We start from the raw sequence: 20,128 nt of genomic DNA on the forward strand, positions 1-20,128 counted from the left end.
CGGGTACTAGTACACTCCACAACAGCGCGTGGAGAGGAACGACGGGTGCCCAAGGAACAGCTCGTGAAGTCGCGCCAGCGTGTGGCTGATCACGGTGAGGTCTTCACTCCGCGCTGGCTGGTCGATGACATGCTCGATCTGGTCAAGTCCGAGACGGAGCGCATCGACTCCCGGTTTCTTGAGCCTGCGTGCGGGTCGGGCAACTTCCTCGTCCCCGTCCTCGAACGCAAGCTCAATGCCGTGCGACAACGGCACGGCCGCAGCGAGTTCGAGAAGCAGCACTATGCCCTCTTCGCACTCATGTGCATCTACGGCATCGAGTTACTGCCCGACAATGCGGCCGAATGCCGCGAGAACCTTAAGGGTACTTTCGCCCGGTTTCTTTCACCCACAGAGCAGTGGCTTCGCGCTGCTGATGCCGTGCTCGCCGCGAACATCGTGCAGGGTGACGCCCTGAAGATGATGGATGCCGCGGGCCAGCCGATTGTCTTCCCCGAGTGGGGATACCTCGGCCGCGGCCGCTACCAGCGCCGAGACTTCCGCTACGACAGCCTCACCCAGCGGGCCGCCGCTTCTGAGGGACTGTTCGCGCACTTCGAAGAGCACGAGATTTTCACGCCTGTCGAGACGTACCCGGTCATGACCGTGCAGGAGATCGCCGCATGAAGACCGACGTCGTCCAGCCCAAAGACATCTTCTACAACCCGACTCGGCTGACCGTTCCCCTCTTCCAGCGTCCGTATGTGTGGTCGCAGCAGGAGCAGTGGGAGCCACTGTGGCAAGACATCGTCCGCCTCATTCAGGTCATCGAAGGTCCGAATCCTGCCGCGACGCACTTCCTAGGGGCGATCGTCATCCAGCAGGTGCCCGCCGCGCTCGGCGGTCTTCCGACGTGGAACGTCATCGACGGTCAGCAGCGGCTCACCACCCTTCAACTCCTGCTGGATGCGCTGCACGCAGTGCTCGATCAATGCGGTCTTGAAGGCCTCGCCGACCAGGTGCTTCCGCTCGTCGAGAATCCGAAGAGCTATCGGAAGGCTCCAGCGGACCGCCTCAAGCTGTCTCCAACCAATCGAGATCGTGAAGCGTTCGACGCCGTCATGTCTGCGCCCGCGCCGATCGACTATGCCGGCTTGCCCGCCTCGCGGTTGCGAGATGCCCACCACTTCTTCTCCGAGGCGATCGCCGAATGGCTGGACGACGGCGAGGTCGAGCAGAAGGCCGCCCTGCTCGTGGGCGCGGTGATCGAGCGCCTGGAGATCGCCAGCATCAGGCTTGATGCAAATGAGGACGCACAGGCGATCTTCGAAACCCTGAACGCACGCGGAACGCCGCTGTCCGCCGCCGACCTCATCAAGAACTTCATCTTCCAGCACGTCGATCCCGCCGAAGCCGAACGCACCTATCTCGCCTCCTGGGCCGAGTTCGAGACGCCATGGTGGGAGACCGACGTCACCTCCGGTCGTATCAAGAACCCGCGTGCATCGTTGTTCCTTTGGCAGTGGCTTGTGGCACGCACGCTGACCGACTTTCCGATACGTGAGGTGTTCACCCAGTTCAAGCACTACGTCAACACGGTCGAGAACGACGTCACCGTCCTGCTCCCCCAGATACGGGCAGCCGCAGACAGGTACCGATCCGTCATCGAGGGGTCGGCGAACCCGATCGGCCCCCTCACCAGGACGCAGCTCTTCAGTTATCGGGTCGGCACGCTCGACTCCGAGATCAGCCGACCCTTGTTGATCTGGCTCCATGAGCCCGAGCAAGCGGGAATACCGGAGACGGACCGAGACCAGATTCTCGCAGTGCTCGAAAGCTGGTTCGTACGCCGCGCCCTCGTGAAAGCGCCGTCCCAAGGATCGAACCGCTTCCTCGTCGACCTGCTGCAGCACCTCAGCCGTCAGCCGAAGGAGACCCTCGGTCAGGCGACCCGCGCGTTCCTCGTGGCCAACCACACACCGGTCGGCTACTGGCCCGGTGACGAAGAGGTGCGGGCAGCCCTCATTGACACGAACGTCTACGACAATTACCGCCGGAGCCGTTTGCGGATGGTCCTCGAGGCGCTGGAGGACGCGAAGCGAGGCTATCCCGGCGCGAACCCGCTCGCGATGGGGCCGATCGTGCGACACAAGGCCACGATCGAGCACCTCATGCCCCAGTCGTGGCGGAAGCACTGGCCTGCAGACCTCACGGACGATGGGGAGCGCGAGCGAGATCGCCGCATCCAGCAGCTCGGCAACCTCACGATCGTCACACAGGCCCTGAACAGCCGGGTGTCGAACGGTCCGTGGGCGCAGAAGCGCGCGCACTTCCTCGCCTCCGATGACGTCCTCATCACGAAGGATTCCCTCGCCCTGACAAGCGACAGGTCGTGGGACGAACGAGCCATCGTCACGCGTACCGAGCAGATGATCAAGCAGATCTGTGTTGTCTGGCCCGCGCCATCCGGTCATGTCGGCTTGCTGGCCCGTGCCTCGCTTCCTGTGACGCGGTCAACGGTCGACCTCGCGCAACTCGTCGACGCCGGGTGGTTGTCCGCCGGCACTCGTCTCATCCCACGTCAGCAGGCCGCTCGTGGAGCCGAGGCGGTGGTCGCGCAGGACGGTCGCCTCTACGTCGGCGACCATCACTTCGACACGCCGTCGGCGGCAGCCAACTGGGTGTACACGGGCAAAGGCGCCGTGAACGGCTGGTGGTTCTGGGGCCTGGCGGGGACCGACCGTCGCCTCACGGATGTGCGCGACGACTATCTTGCGAGCCTCGGAGAAGACGATGTCGCGTCGGCGGACAACGGGAACGAGGACGCTGACGCTGCAGAACGACGTGAGCCTCTTGCCGCCGTTGCTGACGCCCCCGAGGGGGAATCATGACGACTCCGGTCGTCGACGGCAAGGCGTCTTTCGCTCTCCGCGGCTACAACCCCGATGTCCTGACCTGCATCGCCAACCTCTCAAATGATGAGGTCTTCACCCCACCCGAGCTGGCGAATCAGATGCTCGACACCGTGGCGGAGGCTTGGGCCGACGCACACGATGGCGCGAGCATCTGGAGCGATCCTGACGTCACGTTCCTTGACCCCTTCACGAAGTCGGGCGTCTTCCTCCGCGAGATCACGCGGCGTCTCACCAATGGTCTGGCAGAGCAGATCCCTGACCTCTGGAAGCGCGTCGATCACATCCTCACGAAGCAGGTCTACGGCATCGGGATCACCCGGCTGACGGCACTGCTCGCCCGACGCAGCGTCTACTGCTCGAAGGATGCCACTGGCGAGCACTCGGTCGCGACGTCGTTCGACCGCGACTGGGGAAACATCTGGTTCGAGCGCACCGAGCACACGTGGGCAGGCGACAAGTGCGCGTACTGCGGGGCCAGCAAGCGGGCCTACGACCGGTCGGGTGACCTCGAAACTCACGCCTATGCCTTCATCCACACCACCGACATCAAGAAGCGCCTCGCGCACATGTTTGGAGCCGACGTGCAGTTCGACGTCATCATCGGGAATCCGCCCTACCAGCTCGACGACGGTGGCGAAGGGATGAGCGCGAGCCCGATCTATCAGCTGTTCGTAGACCAGGCAATCCGCTTGGAGCCCCGATTCCTGAGCATGATCATCCCTTCCCGTTGGATGGCGGGCGGCAAGGGCCTCGATTCCTTTCGCCACCGTATGTTCACCGACAGACAGATTCGGTCCCTCGTGGACTACCCCGATGCCTCCGATGTCTTCGGTACCGGTATTCGCGTCAAAGGCGGAGTGTGCCACTTCTTGCGAGATGAATCACACACCGGATCGACCCAGGTGACCACGGTACGTGGCTCACACGTCAGTGGGCCCCTGGAGCGCTCGCTCGACGAGTACGACGTGTTCGTCCGTGACGTCGAAGCAATACAGATACTGCAAAAGGTTCTCAAGAAGGGTGGACCTCCAGTCCGGGATATGTTTTCCGGCGACTTCGGCTTCGACACGAACTTCTCCGAGTTCCATATCGAGAATCAGCCAGGCGATATTGCCATCCAGGTCAACGTCGGCGGCATGGGACATAAGCGCGCATTGCGCTTCATCTCTCGAGACCAAGTCACAAAGAGCATCGAGCTCGTTGACAAGTGGAAAGTCTTCGCCCCCAAAGCCGCGGGTTATGGAAGCCAGCAAGTCCCCGATCGCGTGCTCGGCCGGCCTATCGTGGCGGGGCCGGGAGAAGTGTGCACCCGTACGTACCGCATCATCTCCGCTTTCGAAGACGAGGCTGCAGCGCTGAGCTTTGAGTCGTACTACCTGACCAAGTTCTTCCGTTTCCTCGTGATGCTCCGCAAGATCACTCAGGACGCCGCGGCGAAGGTTTACTCGTGGGTCCCTCAGCAGAAATGGGATCGGCTGTGGACCGACGCCGATTTGTACGACATGTACGACCTGAACGACGACGAGATCGCATATATCGAGTCGGTCATCCGACCGCTTGAATCGGGCACACGCTCCGCGGAGCCCTCCGATGCCTAAGCCCATCGATGAGCTTCTCCCCGAGAAGCACACGCGCCGCCCGCGTATCTACGCGTACGCGATCCACGACGACGCGCATGCCGGCCTTCTGAAGGTCGGGCAAACGACGCAGGATGTGAAGGCCCGCGTCGCGCAGCAGCTGAAGACCGCGGCGATCGAGAACTACGAGATCGTGCTCGACGAACCCGCCGACCGGCCCGACGGCAGCGTGTTCACCGACTTTCAGGTGCGCAACCGCCTGAAGGAGAAGCACTTCGAGAACACGACGCTCGAGTGGATGCGGTGCACGGTCGAAGACGTGCGCACGGCGATCGCCGAGCTGCGCGTGAACAAGGCCTACTCCGGCACGCACAACCTCGACTTCGCCATGCGCGACGAACAGCGAGACGCGGTCGAGAAGACGGCCTGGTACTTCCAGTCCCGATGGGCTGAAGACTCCGATGCCGTGCCCGAGTTTCTCTGGAACGCGAAGATGCGCTTCGGTAAGACCTTCACCGCGTACCAGCTCGCCAAGAAGCTCGGGTCGAAGCGCATCCTCGTCGTGACCTTCAAGCCCGCCGTCGAAGACTCGTGGAAGACCGACCTCGAATCGCACGTCGACTTCGACGGCTGGACCTACATGTCGCACAAGGCCGGAGTCGATCCGAGCAAGGCCGACGCGCAGCATCCACTCGTCTTTTTCGGCTCGTTCCAAGACCTGCTGGGCCGCGACGCCGCCGGCAACTTCAAGGCCAAGCACAAGTGGCTGACCGAAGTCTCGTGGGACCTTGTGGTCTTCGACGAGTACCACTTTGGCGCCTGGCGCGACACGGCGAAGGAACTGTTCGAGGGCGAAGACGAGACATCCCGCAAGAAGGAGATGAAGCTCGAGTTCAGCGATGCGCAGGAGACCTTCGCCGACGAACTCGAGGTGCAGAACGCCGATGAGGACGCGTTCGTGCCGATCCGCGCGGGAGCGTACCTGTACCTGTCGGGCACGCCGTTCAAGGCACTCGCGACGGGCCGGTTCATCGAAGAGCAGATCTTCAACTGGACCTACACCGACGAGCAGCGGGCGAAGGCGCAGTACGGCATCGATCACCCGGGCGAGCCGAACCCGTATGCGGCGCTGCCCGAGATGCGGCTGCTGACTTACCGGATGCCCGATGAGCTGATCGCGATCGCGAACCAGGGCGAGTTCGACGAGTTCGACCTGAATGCGTTCTTCGAGGCGAAGGGCGACGGCGCCGCCGCCGAGTTCGTGCACAAGGACGACGTGCAGAAATGGCTCGACATCGTCCGAGGTGCGTATCTGCCGACGCAGGTCGACGAGCTGAAGGCCGGCACGCGGCCGCCGTTCCCCTATTCGGACACGCGCCTGCTCCCCTACCTGCAGCATTCGATCTGGATGCTGCCGCGCACCGCATCGTGCGCGGCGATGAAGAACCTGCTTGCCGAACCGCAGAACGCGTTCTGGCGCGACTACCGGGTCGTGAACGTCTCAGCGCCCGAAGTCGGCGTCGGCCTCGACGCCCTGCCGCCGGTGCGCAAGGCCATCGGCAGCGGATTTGACACGAAGACCATTACCCTCACGGTCGGCAAGCTCACCACCGGTGTGACGGTGCCGCAGTGGTCATCGATTCTCATGCTGCGCAATCTCAGCGCGCCCGAGTCGTACTTCCAGGCCGCGTTCCGCGTGCAGTCGCCATGGGTGATCCGCAACCCGAACGGCGATGACCCGAACGCCGAAGACATCCTCAAGCCCGTCTGCTTCGTCTTCGACTTCGCACCGACCCGAGCGCTGCGGCAGATCAGCGAATACGGCACCGGGCTCGCTCCCGACGAGCCGAACCCCGAGCACGCCGTCGAAGAGTTGGTCAAGTTCCTGCCCGTGCTCGCGTACGACGGGTCGAACATGACGCAGGTGGATGCCGGGGGCATCCTCGACATCGCGATGTCGGGAACCTCCGCCACACTGCTCGCGCGCAAGTGGGAATCGGCGGTGCTCGTCAACGTCGACAACCTCACGCTGATGAAGATCATGGGCTCGGCCGAGGCGATGGAAGCCGTGATGAACATCGAGGGCTTCCGCGCCCTCGGCTCGAACGTGTTCGAGACCGTCGTCAACAAGAGCGAAGCGGTCAGCAAGACCAAGAAGGAGAAGGGCGACGACCTCACACCCGGCGAGAAGAAGGAGCTCTCGGCCGAAGAGAAGGAGTACAAGTCCAAGCGCAAGCAGATCCAGGAGAAGCTGATCAAGTTCGCGACCCGGATCCCGGCGTTCATGTATCTCACGGACTACCGCGAGAACACGCTCTACGACGTCATCACGAAGATCGAGCCTGATCTCTTCAAGGCCGTGACCGGACTCTCGGTCGAGGACTTCAACCTGCTGGTCTCACTCGGGGTCTTCAACGCGGGACATATGAACCAGGCCGTGTTCGCCTTCCGACGGTACGAGGACGCGTCGCTTTCGTACACCGGTATCGACTCGCACGACGGGCTCACGCACTACGGGCTGTATGACACGGTCGTCGCGGTCGATCAGTCGGCGTGAGGCGCGACGACTGACGGTCGATCTGCCAGACGCGTGCGCAGCCACTCCCGCAGCCCCGGATCGCAGACGTACACGAACGTGCCGCGGATGCCGCGGGTGAGAAGGACGCCGTAGATGTTGCGGATGTAGACCAGCAGATCATCGTCGGAGTAGGTCTTCTTCGTGTACCCGTTGTTCTCCTTGCCCTTGCGGTCCATGTACGACGCACGGTCGACGAAGATCCGCCCCGCGGCCGGGTCACGGCGCAGGTCGGGCCCGATGATGACGCCGGCGTAGTTCAGGTCGTACCCCTGCACGGTGTGGATCGAGCCCACCTCGTCGATCGCCCCGGGTGCGCTGATCCAGTCGGTGGGCACGCTGTTCCAGCGCATCCGCTCCCCGTCGAGTTCGATGTCGAATGCGGCCTTGTCCTTCTTCGAACGCCACTTCCACGCGTAACCGGCGACCATGCGCGCGAGACCGTGCGAAGCATCCATTCTTCGGATCTCGCGTCGCATCGCGCCGACGTCATCGAAGAAGCGGAGGTCGTACTCGCCGAGATCGGGCACCGATACGGCGTCGCCACACAGCAGCCGCCGGATGTACCCGACGTAGTCCGCCTCGACCTTCACACGCATCTGGGTCAGCAACGCGAATCGCCTGTGCTCACGCGCGGCCTCGCGCAGGATCGCGTTGACCGTCGCAAGCGGAAGGTCCGCCGGGCGAACGCTCTGCTCGGCATCCATCAACAGCACCTGATGCCGGCTTCGCTCGGAGATCCAGTCGAGCTGCGTGTACTTCACGTCGTCCGCACCGAACAGACGCTCGTTGACGGTGGCGAATCGGGTGTTCATCGGACCCGACCCCTGGCTGGCCCTCTGGCTCAGACGGTGCGCCTCATCGACGATGAGCAGGTCGAACCGCTCGCGCGCATCGGCAACCTCCCACGGCGACAGGACCATCCGCTCGTGCAGCTTGGGCGTCTTCTTGAACACCCGCTTGACCGATTCGCGAAGAGATTGCTGAGGGATGACCAGCCCCATCCGGATGCCCGTGAGAAACTGCCGATAGCCCTCGGCGAAGAACTCGGCGAATCGCCCGTCGGGATCGGTGTCGGTGTCGGTGCTGTCGCCAATGTCGGCGATCAGCTTCATCAGGTAGATCGCAACGACGGTCTTGCCGGTACCGGGTTGCCCTTCGACCACCGATCGCGTCGATGCGCTCGGCCGTTCGAGATCGGCCAGCAGCGCTTCGAGGATCTGCTCGACGGCCACCGCCTGCGTCTCGGTCAGCGCCTTGAACGGAGAGAGTTTGAAGAGATCCGAGTTCTCGATCTGAGCGATCGATCGCGTGAACAGACCCCGCGCGTGCAGCGCGTCGAAGACCGCCCGGAACGACGAGCGATACCGATCGCGGTTGTAGTACTGCGCGTCGGTGATGCCTTCGTTGCCGTTCAGGACGGAGCGGATGCCGTCCCCGGCGAACCATCTGATCAGATGCGATTCGAGGTCGAGGCAGGCCGACTTGTTGAACTCGTCGTCGATGACGACGCGCACATCGGTCAGGCCCATGCGTTTCTTCGGCCCGTCGAGGTGCTGCTTCATACGGGCTGCGGCGTTGAGCGTCTCGCCGACGTAAACGGCACCGGCACCGCTTCCGGGACCGTTGATGACGTAGACGACCGGCCAGTTGCGATGGCGAGGGCTCAGCTCGGCCCATTCCTTGACAGCGGCCCTGTCGAAGTCGACGGGCTCGATGCTAAAGGGCGTCATACTTCGTGCTCCGCCCTCGCGCTCTGTCGACGGGGTACTTGCGTCGGGTGACCTCGAGCTTGTCGAGCACGATCGTGTCGGGATCCACTCCGATCCGGTCTGCGAGCAGAAGACAGTAGGTCAGCACGTCGGCGAGCTCTTCGCGCACGCGGTCGGTGTCGGCATCCGGCTCCCATTGGAAGCATTCGAGCAGCTCGCCGGCCTCGATGGCGATGCTCTTCGCAAGGTTCTCGGACGAGTGGAACTGCGCCCAATCGCGCTCGGCGACGAACTCTCGAAGCGCCTGCCTCACGTTCTCCGTCACCACGATGCGACCGTACCAGGCAGCGAGGTCGCCCGCGCGGGCCGATGGGCACGTGATTGCGACCGGCGCTTCGCCTCGCTGCGCTCGCTCAACGACCGGAGCCGGCGACCACCTCGCGCAGCGCGCCGCGATCAAGGTCGGCCACCGCGGTCAGACCCGCGAGCCCGAGCGTGATGTCGAGTTCAGCCAGCACGTGGCGCACGACGGCGGCCACGCCCTCCTCCCCCGCGACCGCCAGCCCGTAGGCGTACGGCCGACCGAGCGCCACCACGGTCGCGCCCAGCGCCAGTGCGATCGCGACGTCGGCACCCGAGCGCACGCCCGAGTCGAAGACGATCGGCACCCGGCCCGCGATGCGGTCGGCGATGGTCGGCAGCACCTCGAGCGTGGGCACCGACCGGTCGATCTGGCGGCCGCCGTGATTGGAGATCCCGATGCCGTCGGCTCCGGCATCCAACGCCCTGATCGCATCGTCGGGATGCACGATGCCCTTCAGAATGATCGGCAGCCGCGTCCATTCGCGGGCGCGGGCGATGTCGTCCCACGTGATCGCCGGGGTCGAGAACACGTCGAGGAAGGTCTCGACCGCCGCCCGCGGCAGCGGCGAGCGCAGGCTGTCGCGCAGTCCGGCGCCCGTCAGCGGCGCCCCCTTGCGCGCGATCGAGAGCCCCGCGGCGATGGTCTTCGGGGTGATCCGCACACTCGACGTCGGCCCGCCCGACGCCGCACGCTCGCGCACCAGCCCGGCGAAGACCGGGTCGCTCGTGTACTGCGCGATGCCGAGCCCGCGGGTGAACGGAAGGTATCCGAGGTCGAGGTCGCGCGTGCGCCAGCCGAGCAGGTGCGTGTCGAGCGTGATGACGATCGCCTCGCAGCCGGCCTGCTCGGCGCGGTGCAGCAGAGACGCGTTCAGCTCGTCAGAGCTCGACCAGTAGAGCTGGAACATCCGGGGGCCGGCGGGCGCAGCATCCACCACCTGCTCCATCGCGACGGAAGCCTGATTGCTCAGCACGGAGGGAAGACCGATGGATGCCGCGGCCCGCGCCACGGCGAGGTCGGCGTCGCGGTGCACCATCTCCATGACGCCCAGCGGCGCGAGGATCAGCGGCGTCGGCCGCGTGGCTCCGAGGAACTCGACGGACAGGTCACGCTCGGACACGTCGTGCAGCGGCCGCGGCCACACCTGCCACCGGTCGAACGCGGCCCGGTTGGCGGCCATGGTGTGCTCAGAGCCCGCTCCCCCGGCGACGTACGCGAACGCCTCGGCGCTCAGGGCCTTGCGCGCGGCGCGCTCGAGCAGCGCGGGATCGACCGGGACGACCGGCCTCGCCCCGCCGATGCCGGCGCGGTAGATGTCGGACTGCACCTGCCGGCCGATGCCGCGCACGGCGGCCGCCGGGTCTTCGGGGGCGACGCTGCTCATGGGGGTCAGCCTAGACGCGGACCGCGATGCTGCTCACCGCCGTTGGCCTGAGCCGGCCCCCAGCCGCTGGGCGATCCAGATGGGCAGTGCCGAGCGCAGCTGCGGGAACGCCGCATCACGCGCGCACGAGCTGCGCGATGAGAGCGCGGGCGGCAAGAGAGTCCAGGGACGGAACGTGCCAGTCGGCACCGATGTCCGCGCTCGCATGCGGGCCGGTGCGCTTGGGCACTCCGATGACGGGAATACCCGCCGCACGCGCCGCCTGGACGCCCGTGGCGGAGTCCTCGAACGCGAGGCAGCAGCCAGGTTCTTCCCCCGCCAACTCGGCCCCCCTCAGGTAGAGATCAGGGAACGGCTTGGCACGTTCTGCGTCTTCGACCGTGACCACTGCGTCGAACTGTTCATGCAAGCCGGCCGCCCGCAGGGTCGCATCGACAAGGCGAAGCGGGCTGTTGCTGACCACGACGCGCCGTACCCGTCCCCGCAGCGACGCCAGGACCTCGACGACCCCCGGCAGGGGCGCCATCGGCTCTGCGACCAGCACCTCCATCCGCGCGAGAAGCTCCTCTGCAAGAGCCACCCCCTGCCCCGGAACGCCGAGCATCGTCGCCATGCGCCTGCCCACCTCAGGAAACGGGTGGCCGAGAACGCGCGCCTTGTGCTCCGGGGTGAACACAACCCCGCGATCGGCGAAGATCGCGGTCTCGGCGACCGTGAACAAGTCCTCCGTCGCGACCAGCAGCCCGTCGCAGTCGAAGAGCGCTCCCCGCACCTGTCCGCGCACTCCCTCCGGGATGACCATGCGCGGCATCCTCGATTTCTCGGCCACTTCAGGCATCTGCGATCCTCACCTTCTCACTGTCTAGGTTGTCTATACAGCTTCGAGCATACCGCCACCCTGTAGCGTCGGCATCCAGGGGAGCGAACGAGAGGCGATGGCGGATGGCGAAACAGCCCCTGTATGAACAGATCGAACACCGACTGCGGCAGCGAATCGACTCACTCAGCGACGGAGACCGCGTCTCCTCCGAGCACCAACTCGCTGACGAGTTCGGTGTGGCACGAATGACCGCGCGGGCAGCACTCAGCGCGCTCGAACGTGACGGACTCCTCGAGCGCATCCCCGGACGCGGCAGCTTCGTCCGGAAGTCACTCACATCCCGGCGTATCGCCCAGCTCGTCAGCTTCCACGACCAAGCCCTGGCCGCCGGGAAGACGCCGACCTCCGTGGTCGTCTCGGCGGAACGGCGGGCGTCGACGGCGACGGAGTCTCACGCCCTGGGCAACCCCGAAAGCGTCATCTCGATCACCCGCATCCGCTGCTTCGATGATGTTCCCGTCGCAATCGAGCGCGCCGTCTTCGTTCCCGCGCTCGCCGCACTCTTGGAACTGAATCTGGAGACCGATTCCCTCCACGCGGCGATGCGGGCTCTTGGCTGCGTGCCGACCGGTGGCCACTCCACGCTCGGCGCCCGCAGGGCCGACGAGGACGCACTCGGGCTTCGCGTCACCCCGGACACGGCTCTCCTGGTCGAGACCAGAACGATCCACGACATCAGCGGCCTTCCCCTTGAGTACACCTCGAGCGCCTACGTCCCTCAGCGGTACTCGCTCAACGTCGACTTCACCATCGGCGCACACGCGGACTGAGACGGTGTCCGTCGACGCGCGCTACCCGAGCCGATCGCGACGGCGTCTCAGGTCAGCGGTCTCGGCGGTGTTGCCCGCCAGCTCGATCGCCCGGTCATAGGCGGCGCGGGCATCAGAGCGACGACCCAGCCTGCGCAGCATCTCGGCGCGGGCTGCGTGGAACGCGTGATACCCGCTCAGTTCCGGCTCGAGTCGGTCGATGATCGCAAGGGCCACGTCTGGCCCGTCGATCTCGCCCACGACGACGGCCCTGTTGAGGGCGACAACGGGTGACGGGTCGATGGCCACGAGCCGGTCGTAGAGAGCGAGAAGCTGTGACCAATCGGTGTTGCGGAAGTCTCGGGCGGACGTGTGCACGGCGCCGATCGCCGCGAGGATCGCGAAGCGCCCCGGCGCCTCTCCCGCCACAGCGGCGGCCAGGCGCTCCCGAACGAGCGCGTGGCCCTCGGCGATGAGCGCCGCATCCCACACCCCACGGTCCTGTTCCTCGAGAGACACCAACTCGCCGGCAGCCGATATCCGAGCCGTGCGGCGGGCCTCGGTGAGGAGCATCAACGCCAGCAGGCCCGTGACCTCGCCGTTCGTCGGCAGGAGGGCGCGCAGCAGGCGGGTGAGCCGGATGGCCTCGGCCGTCAGGTCGGCGCGCACCGGGGCGGCACCCGGGCCGGTGGCCAGATACCCCTCGTTGAAGATCAGGTAGAGCACGGCGAGGACGCCGGAGACGCGGTCGGCGAGATCGAGTTCTGACGGCACCCGGAACGGGATGTGGGCCGCCGTGATCTTCGCTTTCGCACGGGTGATCCGCTGCCCGATCGTGCTCTCGTGCGCCAGGAACGCGCGTGCGATCTCCGCCACCGTCAGACCACCGACCATACGGAGCGTCAGGGCCACGCGACTCTCCATCGCCAGCGCCGGATGACAGCAGATGAAGATCAATCGGAGCCGGTCGTCTTGCACAGCGCCGACCGGTTCGGGAGGGGCGCCCGATTGCACCATCTGCGCCTCCCTGTGCTTGTCTTCGCGTTTGTTCTCGCGCCGCAACCGGTCGATGGCCTTGCGGTTGGCGGTGGTGGTGAGCCAGGCTCCCGGGCGCGGCGGCACGCCGTCGGTCGACCATCGCTCCACCGCGACCAGGAACGCCTCGGCGGTGGCCTCTTCGGCGATGTCGAGACTGCCGAAGCGCCGGGTGAGGGCGGCGACCACTCGAGCCCATTCGTCCTGGTGGGCTCGGGCGACCGCCTCACGGGCCTCGTTCACGCGAACGGTCGCACCTCGATCTTTCGATCGCAGATCTTCGAGGCTTCCGTGGCGAGGGCCATCGCGGCATCCAGATCCGGCACATCCCACACCCACACCCCGGCGAGATACTCCTTCGACTCGATGAACGGCCCGTCCGTGATCACCGGGTGCTCGCCGCGGTTGTCGACGACGGTGGCCGCGGCGGTGTCCGCGAGGCCGCCCGCGAAGACCCAGTACCCCTGGGCGATCAGCCGTTCGTTGAACGCGCTGATCGCGGGGCGCCTATCTGTGTTGTCAGAGACGCTCTCGTCGTCGATCACGGATACGAAGTACTGCATGTCGAACTCCCCTCCTTACGCGAACTCACCATCCGCCCCCAGTGCATCAGAACTCACGCCTTGATGTAACCGCGTGCCTGGACGATCTTGCCGTCACGGACACGGATGAGATTGATGCCGCGGACCCAGTCATCCTCACCCGGCCCCCAGCGCAGCATCCACGGCGCCACGGCGAGATCGCCGAAGATCTCCCCGGTCTCGGGCGTGAAGCGGAGATCCGCGTTGCCCGCGAGCTCGGACCAGCGGGCGAGACAGGCTCGTCCGCCCTCGCGGCGAACACCGCCGGGGGCCGGACTCGTGTCCTCGATGACGCAGTCGTCTGCGATCAGGTCTTCCAGGAGCGACGGATCGTGCAGACGAAAAGCGGTGTTGTAGCGGTCGATGACCTCGTCGGTGGTGCGGGGTTCTGGGGTGGTCATGGCGCTGTCCCCTCCGGTATGTCGTGTGGTCACACCGTCGAGAGTGAGTTGGGTGATCGTCGTGAGCTTCATCTCTGTCCGTTCTGCGTGGCGTCGACGCCCACCCCTGGGGCGCCTTTCACCTCTTCAACGAACAGCGCGGGCCGGATACGACACCGGCCGAGATTTCGTCACGGCGGGGGCACTTCAGGAGAACCTGCCTTCGTGCCGCCGCCCATCACCGCCGCTGGTCGGTGTCGGCCCCCAGCCGCTGGGCGATCCAGATCGGCACGATCGAGACCACCACGAGCACCACGGCGATGACCGCCACGGTCGGCGCCTGGTTGGGCCGGAACATGTTGGTCATGATGAAGATCGGCAGCGTCTCGACGCCCGACCCCGCGGTGAACGTGGTCACGATGATCTCGTCGAACGACAGGGCGAAGGCGAGCAGTCCACCGGCCAGGAGCGCCGAGCGCAGCTGCGGGAACGTGACCAGGCGGAATGTCGTCCAGATGCCGCCGCCCAGGTCGGAAGACGCCTCTTCGAGGCTCGTACCCATGCGCCGCAGGCGCGCGATCACGTTGTTGAACACGGTGACGATGCAGAACGTCGCGTGGGCGATGACGACCGTCCAGATCGACAGCGGAATCCCCACGATCGTGCGGAAGAAGTTGTTCAGCGCGATACCGGTGATGATGCCCGGCAGCGCGATCGGCAGGATCACGAGCAAGTTGATCACGTCGCGCCCGAAGAACCGGAACCGCTGCAGGGCGATCGAGATGAGCGTGCCCAGCACCAGCGAGATCGCGGTGGCGACGAGGCCGACGAGCACGCTTGTGCCCACGGCATCCAATGCTCCCTCACTCTGGAACGCCTTCACCCACCACTCGAAAGTGAACCCGGGTGGCGGCCACGACAGCGATTTCGAAGTCGAGAACGAGTTCAGCAGCACGACGACGAGCGGCAGGTAGACGACCACGAGGATGAGTCCCGTGATCACGCCCAGCGTGATGCGGGCGGCGCGCGACAGACGCATCGGCCCTCCTTAGAGGTTGTCCAGCGCCCCGGTGCGACGCACCAGGAACAGGTAGGCGAAGATGATGACGATCGGGATCAGCGCGATCGCCGACGCCAGCGGAAGGTTGTTGGCGGCACCGACGTTCGTGTAGACGAGATTGCCGAGCATCTGGCTCGCGCCGCCGACGATGTTCACCGTGATGTAGTCACCGAGCGACAGTGAGAAGCTGAAGATCGTGCCCGCGATGATCGCCGGCACGGCCATCGGCAGCACGATGTGCCTGATCGTGCGCCAGGTGCCCCCGCCGAGGTCGGCAGAGGCCTCGAGCAGCGAGTCGGGCACGCGCTCGAGCCCCGCGTGGATCGGCAGGATCACGTACGGCAGCCAGAGGTACGAGAGCGTGATGATCGTGGCGGTCAGGCCGTACCCGGGGGTATGGCCGCCGAACGGGGTGAGGATCCACTGCAGGATGCCGTCATGCGAGAGCACCGACCGCCAGGCGTACGCCTTGACGAGGTACGACGCCCACAGCGGCATCAGCACCATGATCATCAGGATGCCGCGTGCACGAGGCGTCGCGACCTTCGCCATGAAGAACGCGATCGGGAGTGCGAGCAGCACGTCGATCACGGTCACCGCGACGGCGACGCCGAGGGTGCGCAGCGTGACCGCGCGGTAGAGCGAGTCGGTGAGCACCTGGGCGACGTTCGCGAACGTGAACGTGGTGCTGATCTCACCGGTGAAGCTGTCGACCGACCAGAACGCGGTGACCAGCAGCAGCGCCAGAGCCACGATGTAGACGACGCCCAGCCAGAACATCGGCGCGGTCAGCAGCAGCGTCAGCCGCAGCCACGCGTGACGCATGAGGAAGGCGGACCCCGCCCGCGCCGCCGTGCGACGCGGGCGGGCAACCGCCGTGAGGGATGTCATCCCTTGATCTCCTGCCAGGCCTGCGTCCACTGCGAGTAGTCGGTGCACTTCACGTCGGTGCGGCCGTCGACGCACTCGGCGATCGGGGTCGTCCAATACCAGATCTGCTTGGCGTAGTCGGCGTCGCCGGCGTGGTAGTCGTCGCAGTCGGTGCGGAAGTCACAGGCCTTCGGCGTCGCGGGCGCCTCACCGAAGTAGCCGGTGGCCGCACCGTTCGCCTCGGGGCTGATGATGTAGTTCAGCCAGGCGTACGCGCAGTTCGGGTGCTTCGACGTCGACGAGATCATCCAGGTGTCCGACCAGCCGGTCGCCCCCTCTTCGGGCAGCGTGACGGCGGTCTTCGCGCCCTCGGCGCCGATCGTGTTCTGCACGACCTGCCAGGTGGTGCCCACGACCGAGTCGCCGTTCTGGAACGACTGGCCCTCCTTCAGGGAGTCGGACCAGTACTCGCTGATGTTGGGCCGCTGCTCCTTGAGCAAGTCGACCGCCGCCGCGAGCTGGTCCTCGTCGAGGGCGTACGGGTTCGTGATCTTCAGCTCAGGGTTGTGCTTCATCAGGTACAGCGCCGCATCGGCGATGTAGATCGGCGAGTCGTACGCCGTCACCTTGCCCTTGTGCTCACTCGCCTTGTCGAAGACGACGTCCCACGAGGTGGGGGCCGTGGTGAACACATCGGTGTTGTACATGAGCACGTTCGCGCCGTAGCCGTGGGGCACGCCGTACGACTTGCCGTCGACCGAGTTCCACTTCTGCATCTTCAGGAAGTCGTACACGTCGGCGTAGTTCGGGATGAGGTCGGTGTTCACCGGCGAGACCTGGCCCGAGGCGATCAGGCGCAGCGAGGCGTCGCCCGAGGCCGAGACGACGTCATAGTCGCCGGTCTTCATCAGGTTGAACGCCTCGTCGGAGGTGCCGAACGTCTTGGCGGTCACGGTGCAGCCGGTGGCCTTCTCGAACGGGTGGATCCAGTCGACGTTCGGGTCGTTCGACCCGTCTTCGACGTATCCCGGCCAGGCCAGGATCGAGATGGCGCCCTCGTTCTCGCCGAGCTTCTGCGCGGCATCCCCGCCGCCATCGGTCGTGCCCGAGCTTGTGCCGCAGGCGCTGAGTGCAGTGATGGATGCCGCGACCGCCGCGACCGCGAGAACGCGGCCGAGGCGCTTGGTGGGTGGGAACATCGTCGTCTCCTTCTTGGTGTCGGCCGTGTGCGTCGGCCGGGGTCGGGGTCTCCGCCGGCTTCGCTGGTCGGCCGGCGTCGCGGGTCAGCCGGCGGTGCCGGGCATCATGCGGACGGTGGAGGTCGGCGTCGCGTTCTGCGCGCCGATGGGCGCGCCGTCGACGGCGACGACGTCGTCGTCGTGCCACGAGACGTGCACGCGATCGCCGTGCGCGCCGCGCATGCGGTCACGGGTGTTCTGTTCGAGGACGCTGACCCGGCCGCCCGCGTCGAGGTCGACGACGATACGGGTCCCGCTGCCGAGGTAGATGGACTCGGCCACCACCCCCGCGGCGCTGCGAATACCCTCCGCGGTGGGCGGCTGCGATGAGACCGACAGCTTCTCAGGGCGCAACGAGTGGAACCCGTCGCGCCCGAGCACGCGTGCCGACAGCTGCTCGTCGAACAGATTGGACGAGCCGACGAAGTCCGCGACGAAGCGCGAGACGGGGTTCTCGTACAGCTCGAACGGGGTGCCCAACTGCTCGATGCGGCCGGCGTTGAACACCGCGATGCGGTCGGAGAGGGTGAGCGCCTCTTCCTGGTCGTGCGTGACGAAGATGAAGGTGATGCCCAGGTCGCGCTGAATCTGCTTGAGCTCGACCTGCATCTGCTCACGCAACTTCATGTCGAGAGCGCCGAGCGGCTCGTCGAGCAGAAGAGCCTTGGGCTGCACAACGGTGGCCCGCGCCAGTGCGACGCGCTGGCGCTGACCGCCCGAGAGCTGGGCGGGCTTGCGGTCGGCCAGGTGGTCGAGGCGCACCGACTCGAGCGCGTGCAACGCGCGTTCGGTGCGCTCTTTGCGGCCGACCTTGCGCACGCGCAGGCCGTAGGCGACGTTCTGGACCACGGTCATGTGCGGGAACAGCGCGTAGTCCTGGAAGACCGTGTTCACATCCCGGTCGAACGGCGGGCGCGACGTGACGTCTTCGCCGAACAGCTGCACGCTGCCCGCGGTGGGCGCTTCGAATCCGGCGATGAGGCGCAGCACCGTGGTCTTGCCCGAGCCGGAGGGACCGAGCATCGAGAAGAACTCGCCGGGAGCGATCTCCAGGTCGACGTCGTCCACGGCCGTGACCGTTCCGAAGCGCTTGGTGAGACCGGTCAACCGGATGGCGGGCTCTGCTGCGGTCATGTCATCTCCCTCGATGCACAAATCATCTGAAACCAGATGCTGACTAATCATATGGTGATAGATGTTTGACGCAAACCCTGCGTGTTACGGTCATGTCACGATCCGCGAGAGGAAGCCCATGCCCCAGGCGACGGTCATGATGGACGCCGCGCACGCCGTCGTCTATTCGGCGCTGGACGGCACCGGCCGCGCCGAGCGCGTGACGCAACGGCTGACCGACGCCATCGTGTCGGGCACGCTCGAAGACGGCGAGCGTCTGCCGAGCGAGTCCGACCTGGCAGCCCGGCTCGGGGTGGCCGTCGTGACGGCGCGCGAAGCCCTCGAGACACTGCGCGCACAAGGACTGCTGGTCACCCGGCGGGGGCGTGCGGGAGGCAGCTACGTCCGTTTCGACCCCGACGCGGCCGAGGCCATCACGCGTTCCCGCGTCGACGCCCTCAGCCGCCTCGAACTGCGCGACCTCGCGGTGCACTACGCGGCCATCGCGGGCATGGCCGCCGAGGTCGCCGCCGACCGTGCCGGCGAGGACGACCTCCAGACGCTCACCGACATCGACGCGCGCGCCGATCTCTCCGACTCGGGCGCCGCACGGCGGGCCGTGGGTCGCTTCCAGCTGCAGGTTGCGGCGACGAGCCAGTCGCTGCGGCTCGTGCATGTCGAGCTGCAGCTGCAGGCCGAGGTCGGCCCCGTGCTGTGGCTGTGCCTGCGCGAAGAGGAGTACCGTGTACGCAGCCATCGGGCGCGTTTGCGCGTGATCGACGCGTTGCGCGACCTCGACCCGGCGGCGGCACGGTCAGCGACGACATCCCTCATCGACGAGGCGGCGGAGTGGCTGGTCGCCGAGAAGACAGCAATCGAGCGTGCGAAGGGGCAGGCATCATGATTCGCACCATCACCGACACCGCATCGGCGGCCGCGCACCTGGTCGAGACGTTCACGCCGCTCATCGACCTCGTGGAGCTGTGGCGCCGCGACCTCGAGCTCTTCTTCGAGGGCGCCTCCGAGGTCGACTCCGCGCAGATCGACGCGCACATGCAACGGCTGGCTGTGCCGCGGGTCACGGCGGACGGCACCGCGATCGTGGGCGCCGGCTTCGTCGCGACCCCGGGACGCCTCGCCGACGCACAATGGCATCTCGCCTGGTGGCTGTCGCCGCCGGCCCCGGGCACATCGGCCCGACGCCTGGCGACGTCGGCGAACCCCGACTCCGAGTCGTTCCGCGACTACACCGCTCTGGAGTGGTGGCGGGTCCCGGTGCAGACCGGCCGGCGCCACCTCACCGGGCCGTACATCGACTTCCTCTGCACGGACGACTACACGATCACCGTGACCGCGCCGGTTCGCGACGGCGACACCGCCGGCGTGACGGGGATCGACCTGGACGTCGCACGGCTCGAGCGACTGCTGCTGCCCGCGCTGCTGCAGTCCGACGCGTCGCTCACGCTCGTCAACGCGTCGGCGCGCACGGTGCTGTCGACCGACCCGCGCACGCCCACCGGCGCGATCCTGCGGGTGGACGGGCTCAGCGACGCCCTCGCGGCGGCGGCTCGGTCGGGGTGCACCTCGCTCTCCGACAGGGGCGCGGTCGTCGCCTGCGGGGACACCGGGCTCTTCCTCGTGCAGCGCCGGTGACGGATGTCACACCCGGTCTGGCCCACCCGTCATAAGACACCGCGGCCGGGTCGTTGCAGACTG

18 protein-coding genes are annotated in these 20,128 nt (G+C 66.3%); 7 read left to right on the forward strand and 11 right to left on the reverse strand.

The annotated features are described in order from the left end of the window. Positions 1-45: 45 nt before the first annotated feature. The 4 genes from ABMQ42_RS10350 to ABMQ42_RS10365 are packed head-to-tail and all read left to right on the forward strand — an operon-like array spanning position 46 to position 7,028. Positions 46-666: an N-6 DNA methylase gene (locus tag ABMQ42_RS10350; RefSeq protein ID WP_349722904.1), complete on the forward strand. Its 621-nt coding sequence runs from the start codon at positions 46-48 to the stop codon at positions 664-666. Continuing rightward, positions 663-2,870, forward strand: a complete 2,208-nt coding sequence (locus ABMQ42_RS10355) for a GmrSD restriction endonuclease domain-containing protein (RefSeq protein WP_349722905.1) — start codon at positions 663-665, stop codon at positions 2,868-2,870. The genes ABMQ42_RS10350 and ABMQ42_RS10355 overlap by 4 nt, the downstream gene beginning before the upstream one ends. Continuing rightward, positions 2,867-4,492 carry an Eco57I restriction-modification methylase domain-containing protein gene (locus ABMQ42_RS10360; protein WP_349722906.1) on the forward strand — a complete coding sequence of 542 codons (1,626 nt, stop codon included), beginning with the start codon at positions 2,867-2,869 and terminating at the stop codon, positions 4,490-4,492. The genes ABMQ42_RS10355 and ABMQ42_RS10360 overlap by 4 nt, the downstream gene beginning before the upstream one ends. Continuing rightward, the gene (locus tag ABMQ42_RS10365; RefSeq protein WP_349722907.1) at positions 4,485-7,028 is read left to right on the forward strand and encodes a DEAD/DEAH box helicase family protein; all 2,544 of its coding nucleotides are present in this window, start codon (positions 4,485-4,487) and stop codon (positions 7,026-7,028) included. The genes ABMQ42_RS10360 and ABMQ42_RS10365 overlap by 8 nt, the downstream gene beginning before the upstream one ends. Here the strand turns inward: ABMQ42_RS10365 and ABMQ42_RS10370 are convergent. The 4 genes from ABMQ42_RS10370 to ABMQ42_RS10385 all read right to left on the reverse strand — a co-directional run bounded on the left by ABMQ42_RS10370 (position 7,016) and on the right by ABMQ42_RS10385 (position 11,344). Then, positions 7,016-8,779 (reverse strand): DNA/RNA helicase domain-containing protein, encoded by a 1,764-nt coding sequence (locus tag ABMQ42_RS10370; protein ID WP_349722908.1) that lies wholly within the window; start codon positions 8,777-8,779, stop codon positions 7,016-7,018. The genes ABMQ42_RS10365 and ABMQ42_RS10370 overlap by 13 nt on opposite strands. Beyond that, a complete protein-coding gene (locus tag ABMQ42_RS10375) occupies positions 8,766-9,086 on the reverse strand; it encodes a nucleotide pyrophosphohydrolase (RefSeq protein WP_349722909.1) in 321 nt (106 codons plus the stop codon). Before ABMQ42_RS10375 ends, ABMQ42_RS10370 begins: the two co-directional genes overlap by 14 nt. 85 nt (positions 9,087-9,171) lie before the next feature. Beyond that, positions 9,172-10,506, reverse strand: coding sequence for an alpha-hydroxy-acid oxidizing protein (locus tag ABMQ42_RS10380; protein WP_349722910.1), 1,335 nt, complete (start codon positions 10,504-10,506; stop codon positions 9,172-9,174). A gap of 115 nt (positions 10,507-10,621) precedes the next feature. After that, entirely contained in the window at positions 10,622-11,344 is a 723-nt protein-coding gene (locus ABMQ42_RS10385; RefSeq protein WP_349722911.1) for an HAD family hydrolase, read from the reverse strand. A 29-nt stretch (positions 11,345-11,373) separates the two neighbouring features. Here ABMQ42_RS10385 and ABMQ42_RS10390 point away from each other — a divergent pair, with 29 nt between their 5' ends. Continuing rightward, positions 11,374-12,156 carry a GntR family transcriptional regulator gene (locus tag ABMQ42_RS10390; protein ID WP_349722912.1) on the forward strand — a complete coding sequence of 261 codons (783 nt, stop codon included), beginning with the start codon at positions 11,374-11,376 and terminating at the stop codon, positions 12,154-12,156. A gap of 21 nt (positions 12,157-12,177) precedes the next feature. On the opposite strand, the gene ABMQ42_RS10395 is transcribed toward ABMQ42_RS10390, so the two are convergent. The 7 genes from ABMQ42_RS10395 to ABMQ42_RS10425 form a co-directional block, all read right to left on the reverse strand. Then, complete coding sequence (locus ABMQ42_RS10395) at positions 12,178-13,413, reverse strand: RNA polymerase sigma factor (protein ID WP_349722913.1); 1,236 nt, start codon at positions 13,411-13,413, stop codon at positions 12,178-12,180. Beyond that, on the reverse strand, positions 13,410-13,733 hold the full coding sequence (locus ABMQ42_RS10400; protein WP_349722914.1) for a YciI family protein: 324 nt from the start codon (positions 13,731-13,733) through the stop codon (positions 13,410-13,412). The genes ABMQ42_RS10395 and ABMQ42_RS10400 overlap by 4 nt, the downstream gene beginning before the upstream one ends. A gap of 53 nt (positions 13,734-13,786) precedes the next feature. Next, positions 13,787-14,152, reverse strand: a complete 366-nt coding sequence (locus ABMQ42_RS10405) for a nuclear transport factor 2 family protein (protein ID WP_349722915.1) — start codon at positions 14,150-14,152, stop codon at positions 13,787-13,789. A 217-nt stretch (positions 14,153-14,369) separates the two neighbouring features. Next, positions 14,370-15,170 carry an ABC transporter permease gene (locus ABMQ42_RS10410; protein ID WP_349722916.1) on the reverse strand — a complete coding sequence of 267 codons (801 nt, stop codon included), beginning with the start codon at positions 15,168-15,170 and terminating at the stop codon, positions 14,370-14,372. A gap of 9 nt (positions 15,171-15,179) precedes the next feature. Then, a complete protein-coding gene (locus tag ABMQ42_RS10415; RefSeq protein WP_349722917.1) occupies positions 15,180-16,082 on the reverse strand; it encodes an ABC transporter permease in 903 nt (300 codons plus the stop codon). Next, a complete protein-coding gene (locus ABMQ42_RS10420) occupies positions 16,079-17,260 on the reverse strand; it encodes an ABC transporter substrate-binding protein (RefSeq protein ID WP_349722918.1) in 1,182 nt (393 codons plus the stop codon). The genes ABMQ42_RS10415 and ABMQ42_RS10420 overlap by 4 nt, the downstream gene beginning before the upstream one ends. An 84-nt stretch (positions 17,261-17,344) precedes the next feature. Then, entirely contained in the window at positions 17,345-18,433 is a 1,089-nt protein-coding gene (locus ABMQ42_RS10425) for an ABC transporter ATP-binding protein (RefSeq protein WP_349722919.1), read from the reverse strand. 118 nt (positions 18,434-18,551) lie between these two features. On the opposite strand from ABMQ42_RS10425, the gene ABMQ42_RS10430 reads away from it, so the two are divergent. Continuing rightward, entirely contained in the window at positions 18,552-19,316 is a 765-nt protein-coding gene (locus tag ABMQ42_RS10430; RefSeq protein WP_349722920.1) for a FadR/GntR family transcriptional regulator, read from the forward strand. Next, entirely contained in the window at positions 19,313-20,065 is a 753-nt protein-coding gene (locus tag ABMQ42_RS10435) for a cache domain-containing protein (RefSeq protein WP_349722921.1), read from the forward strand. Before ABMQ42_RS10430 ends, ABMQ42_RS10435 begins: the two co-directional genes overlap by 4 nt. The last annotated feature ends 63 nt before the right edge of the window (positions 20,066-20,128 follow it).

Origin of the sequence: Microbacterium sp. KR10-403, assembly GCF_040196215.1 — a bacterium.
GTDB lineage: Bacteria > Actinomycetota > Actinomycetes > Actinomycetales > Microbacteriaceae > Microbacterium.

Bases quoted from the DNA above. Each gene is read 5' to 3' on its own strand.
- ABMQ42_RS10355 (WP_349722905.1), top strand. From the start codon at position 663: ATGAAGACCGACGTCGTCCAGCCCAAAGACATCTTCTACAACCCGACT.
- ABMQ42_RS10360 (WP_349722906.1), top strand. From the start codon at position 2,867: ATGACGACTCCGGTCGTCGACGGCAAGGCGTCTTTCGCTCTCCGCGGC.
- ABMQ42_RS10365 (WP_349722907.1), top strand. From the start codon at position 4,485: ATGCCTAAGCCCATCGATGAGCTTCTCCCCGAGAAGCACACGCGCCGC.
- ABMQ42_RS10370 (WP_349722908.1), bottom strand. From the start codon at position 8,779: ATGACGCCCTTTAGCATCGAGCCCGTCGACTTCGACAGGGCCGCTGTC.
- ABMQ42_RS10380 (WP_349722910.1), bottom strand. From the start codon at position 10,506: ATGAGCAGCGTCGCCCCCGAAGACCCGGCGGCCGCCGTGCGCGGCATC.
- ABMQ42_RS10385 (WP_349722911.1), bottom strand. From the start codon at position 11,344: ATGCCTGAAGTGGCCGAGAAATCGAGGATGCCGCGCATGGTCATCCCG.
- ABMQ42_RS10400 (WP_349722914.1), bottom strand. From the start codon at position 13,733: ATGCAGTACTTCGTATCCGTGATCGACGACGAGAGCGTCTCTGACAAC.
- ABMQ42_RS10405 (WP_349722915.1), bottom strand. From the start codon at position 14,152: ATGACCACCCCAGAACCCCGCACCACCGACGAGGTCATCGACCGCTAC.
- ABMQ42_RS10410 (WP_349722916.1), bottom strand. From the start codon at position 15,170: ATGCGTCTGTCGCGCGCCGCCCGCATCACGCTGGGCGTGATCACGGGA.
- ABMQ42_RS10415 (WP_349722917.1), bottom strand. From the start codon at position 16,082: ATGACATCCCTCACGGCGGTTGCCCGCCCGCGTCGCACGGCGGCGCGG.
- ABMQ42_RS10420 (WP_349722918.1), bottom strand. From the start codon at position 17,260: ATGTTCCCACCCACCAAGCGCCTCGGCCGCGTTCTCGCGGTCGCGGCG.
- ABMQ42_RS10425 (WP_349722919.1), bottom strand. From the start codon at position 18,433: ATGACCGCAGCAGAGCCCGCCATCCGGTTGACCGGTCTCACCAAGCGC.
- ABMQ42_RS10430 (WP_349722920.1), top strand. From the start codon at position 18,552: ATGCCCCAGGCGACGGTCATGATGGACGCCGCGCACGCCGTCGTCTAT.
- ABMQ42_RS10435 (WP_349722921.1), top strand. From the start codon at position 19,313: ATGATTCGCACCATCACCGACACCGCATCGGCGGCCGCGCACCTGGTC.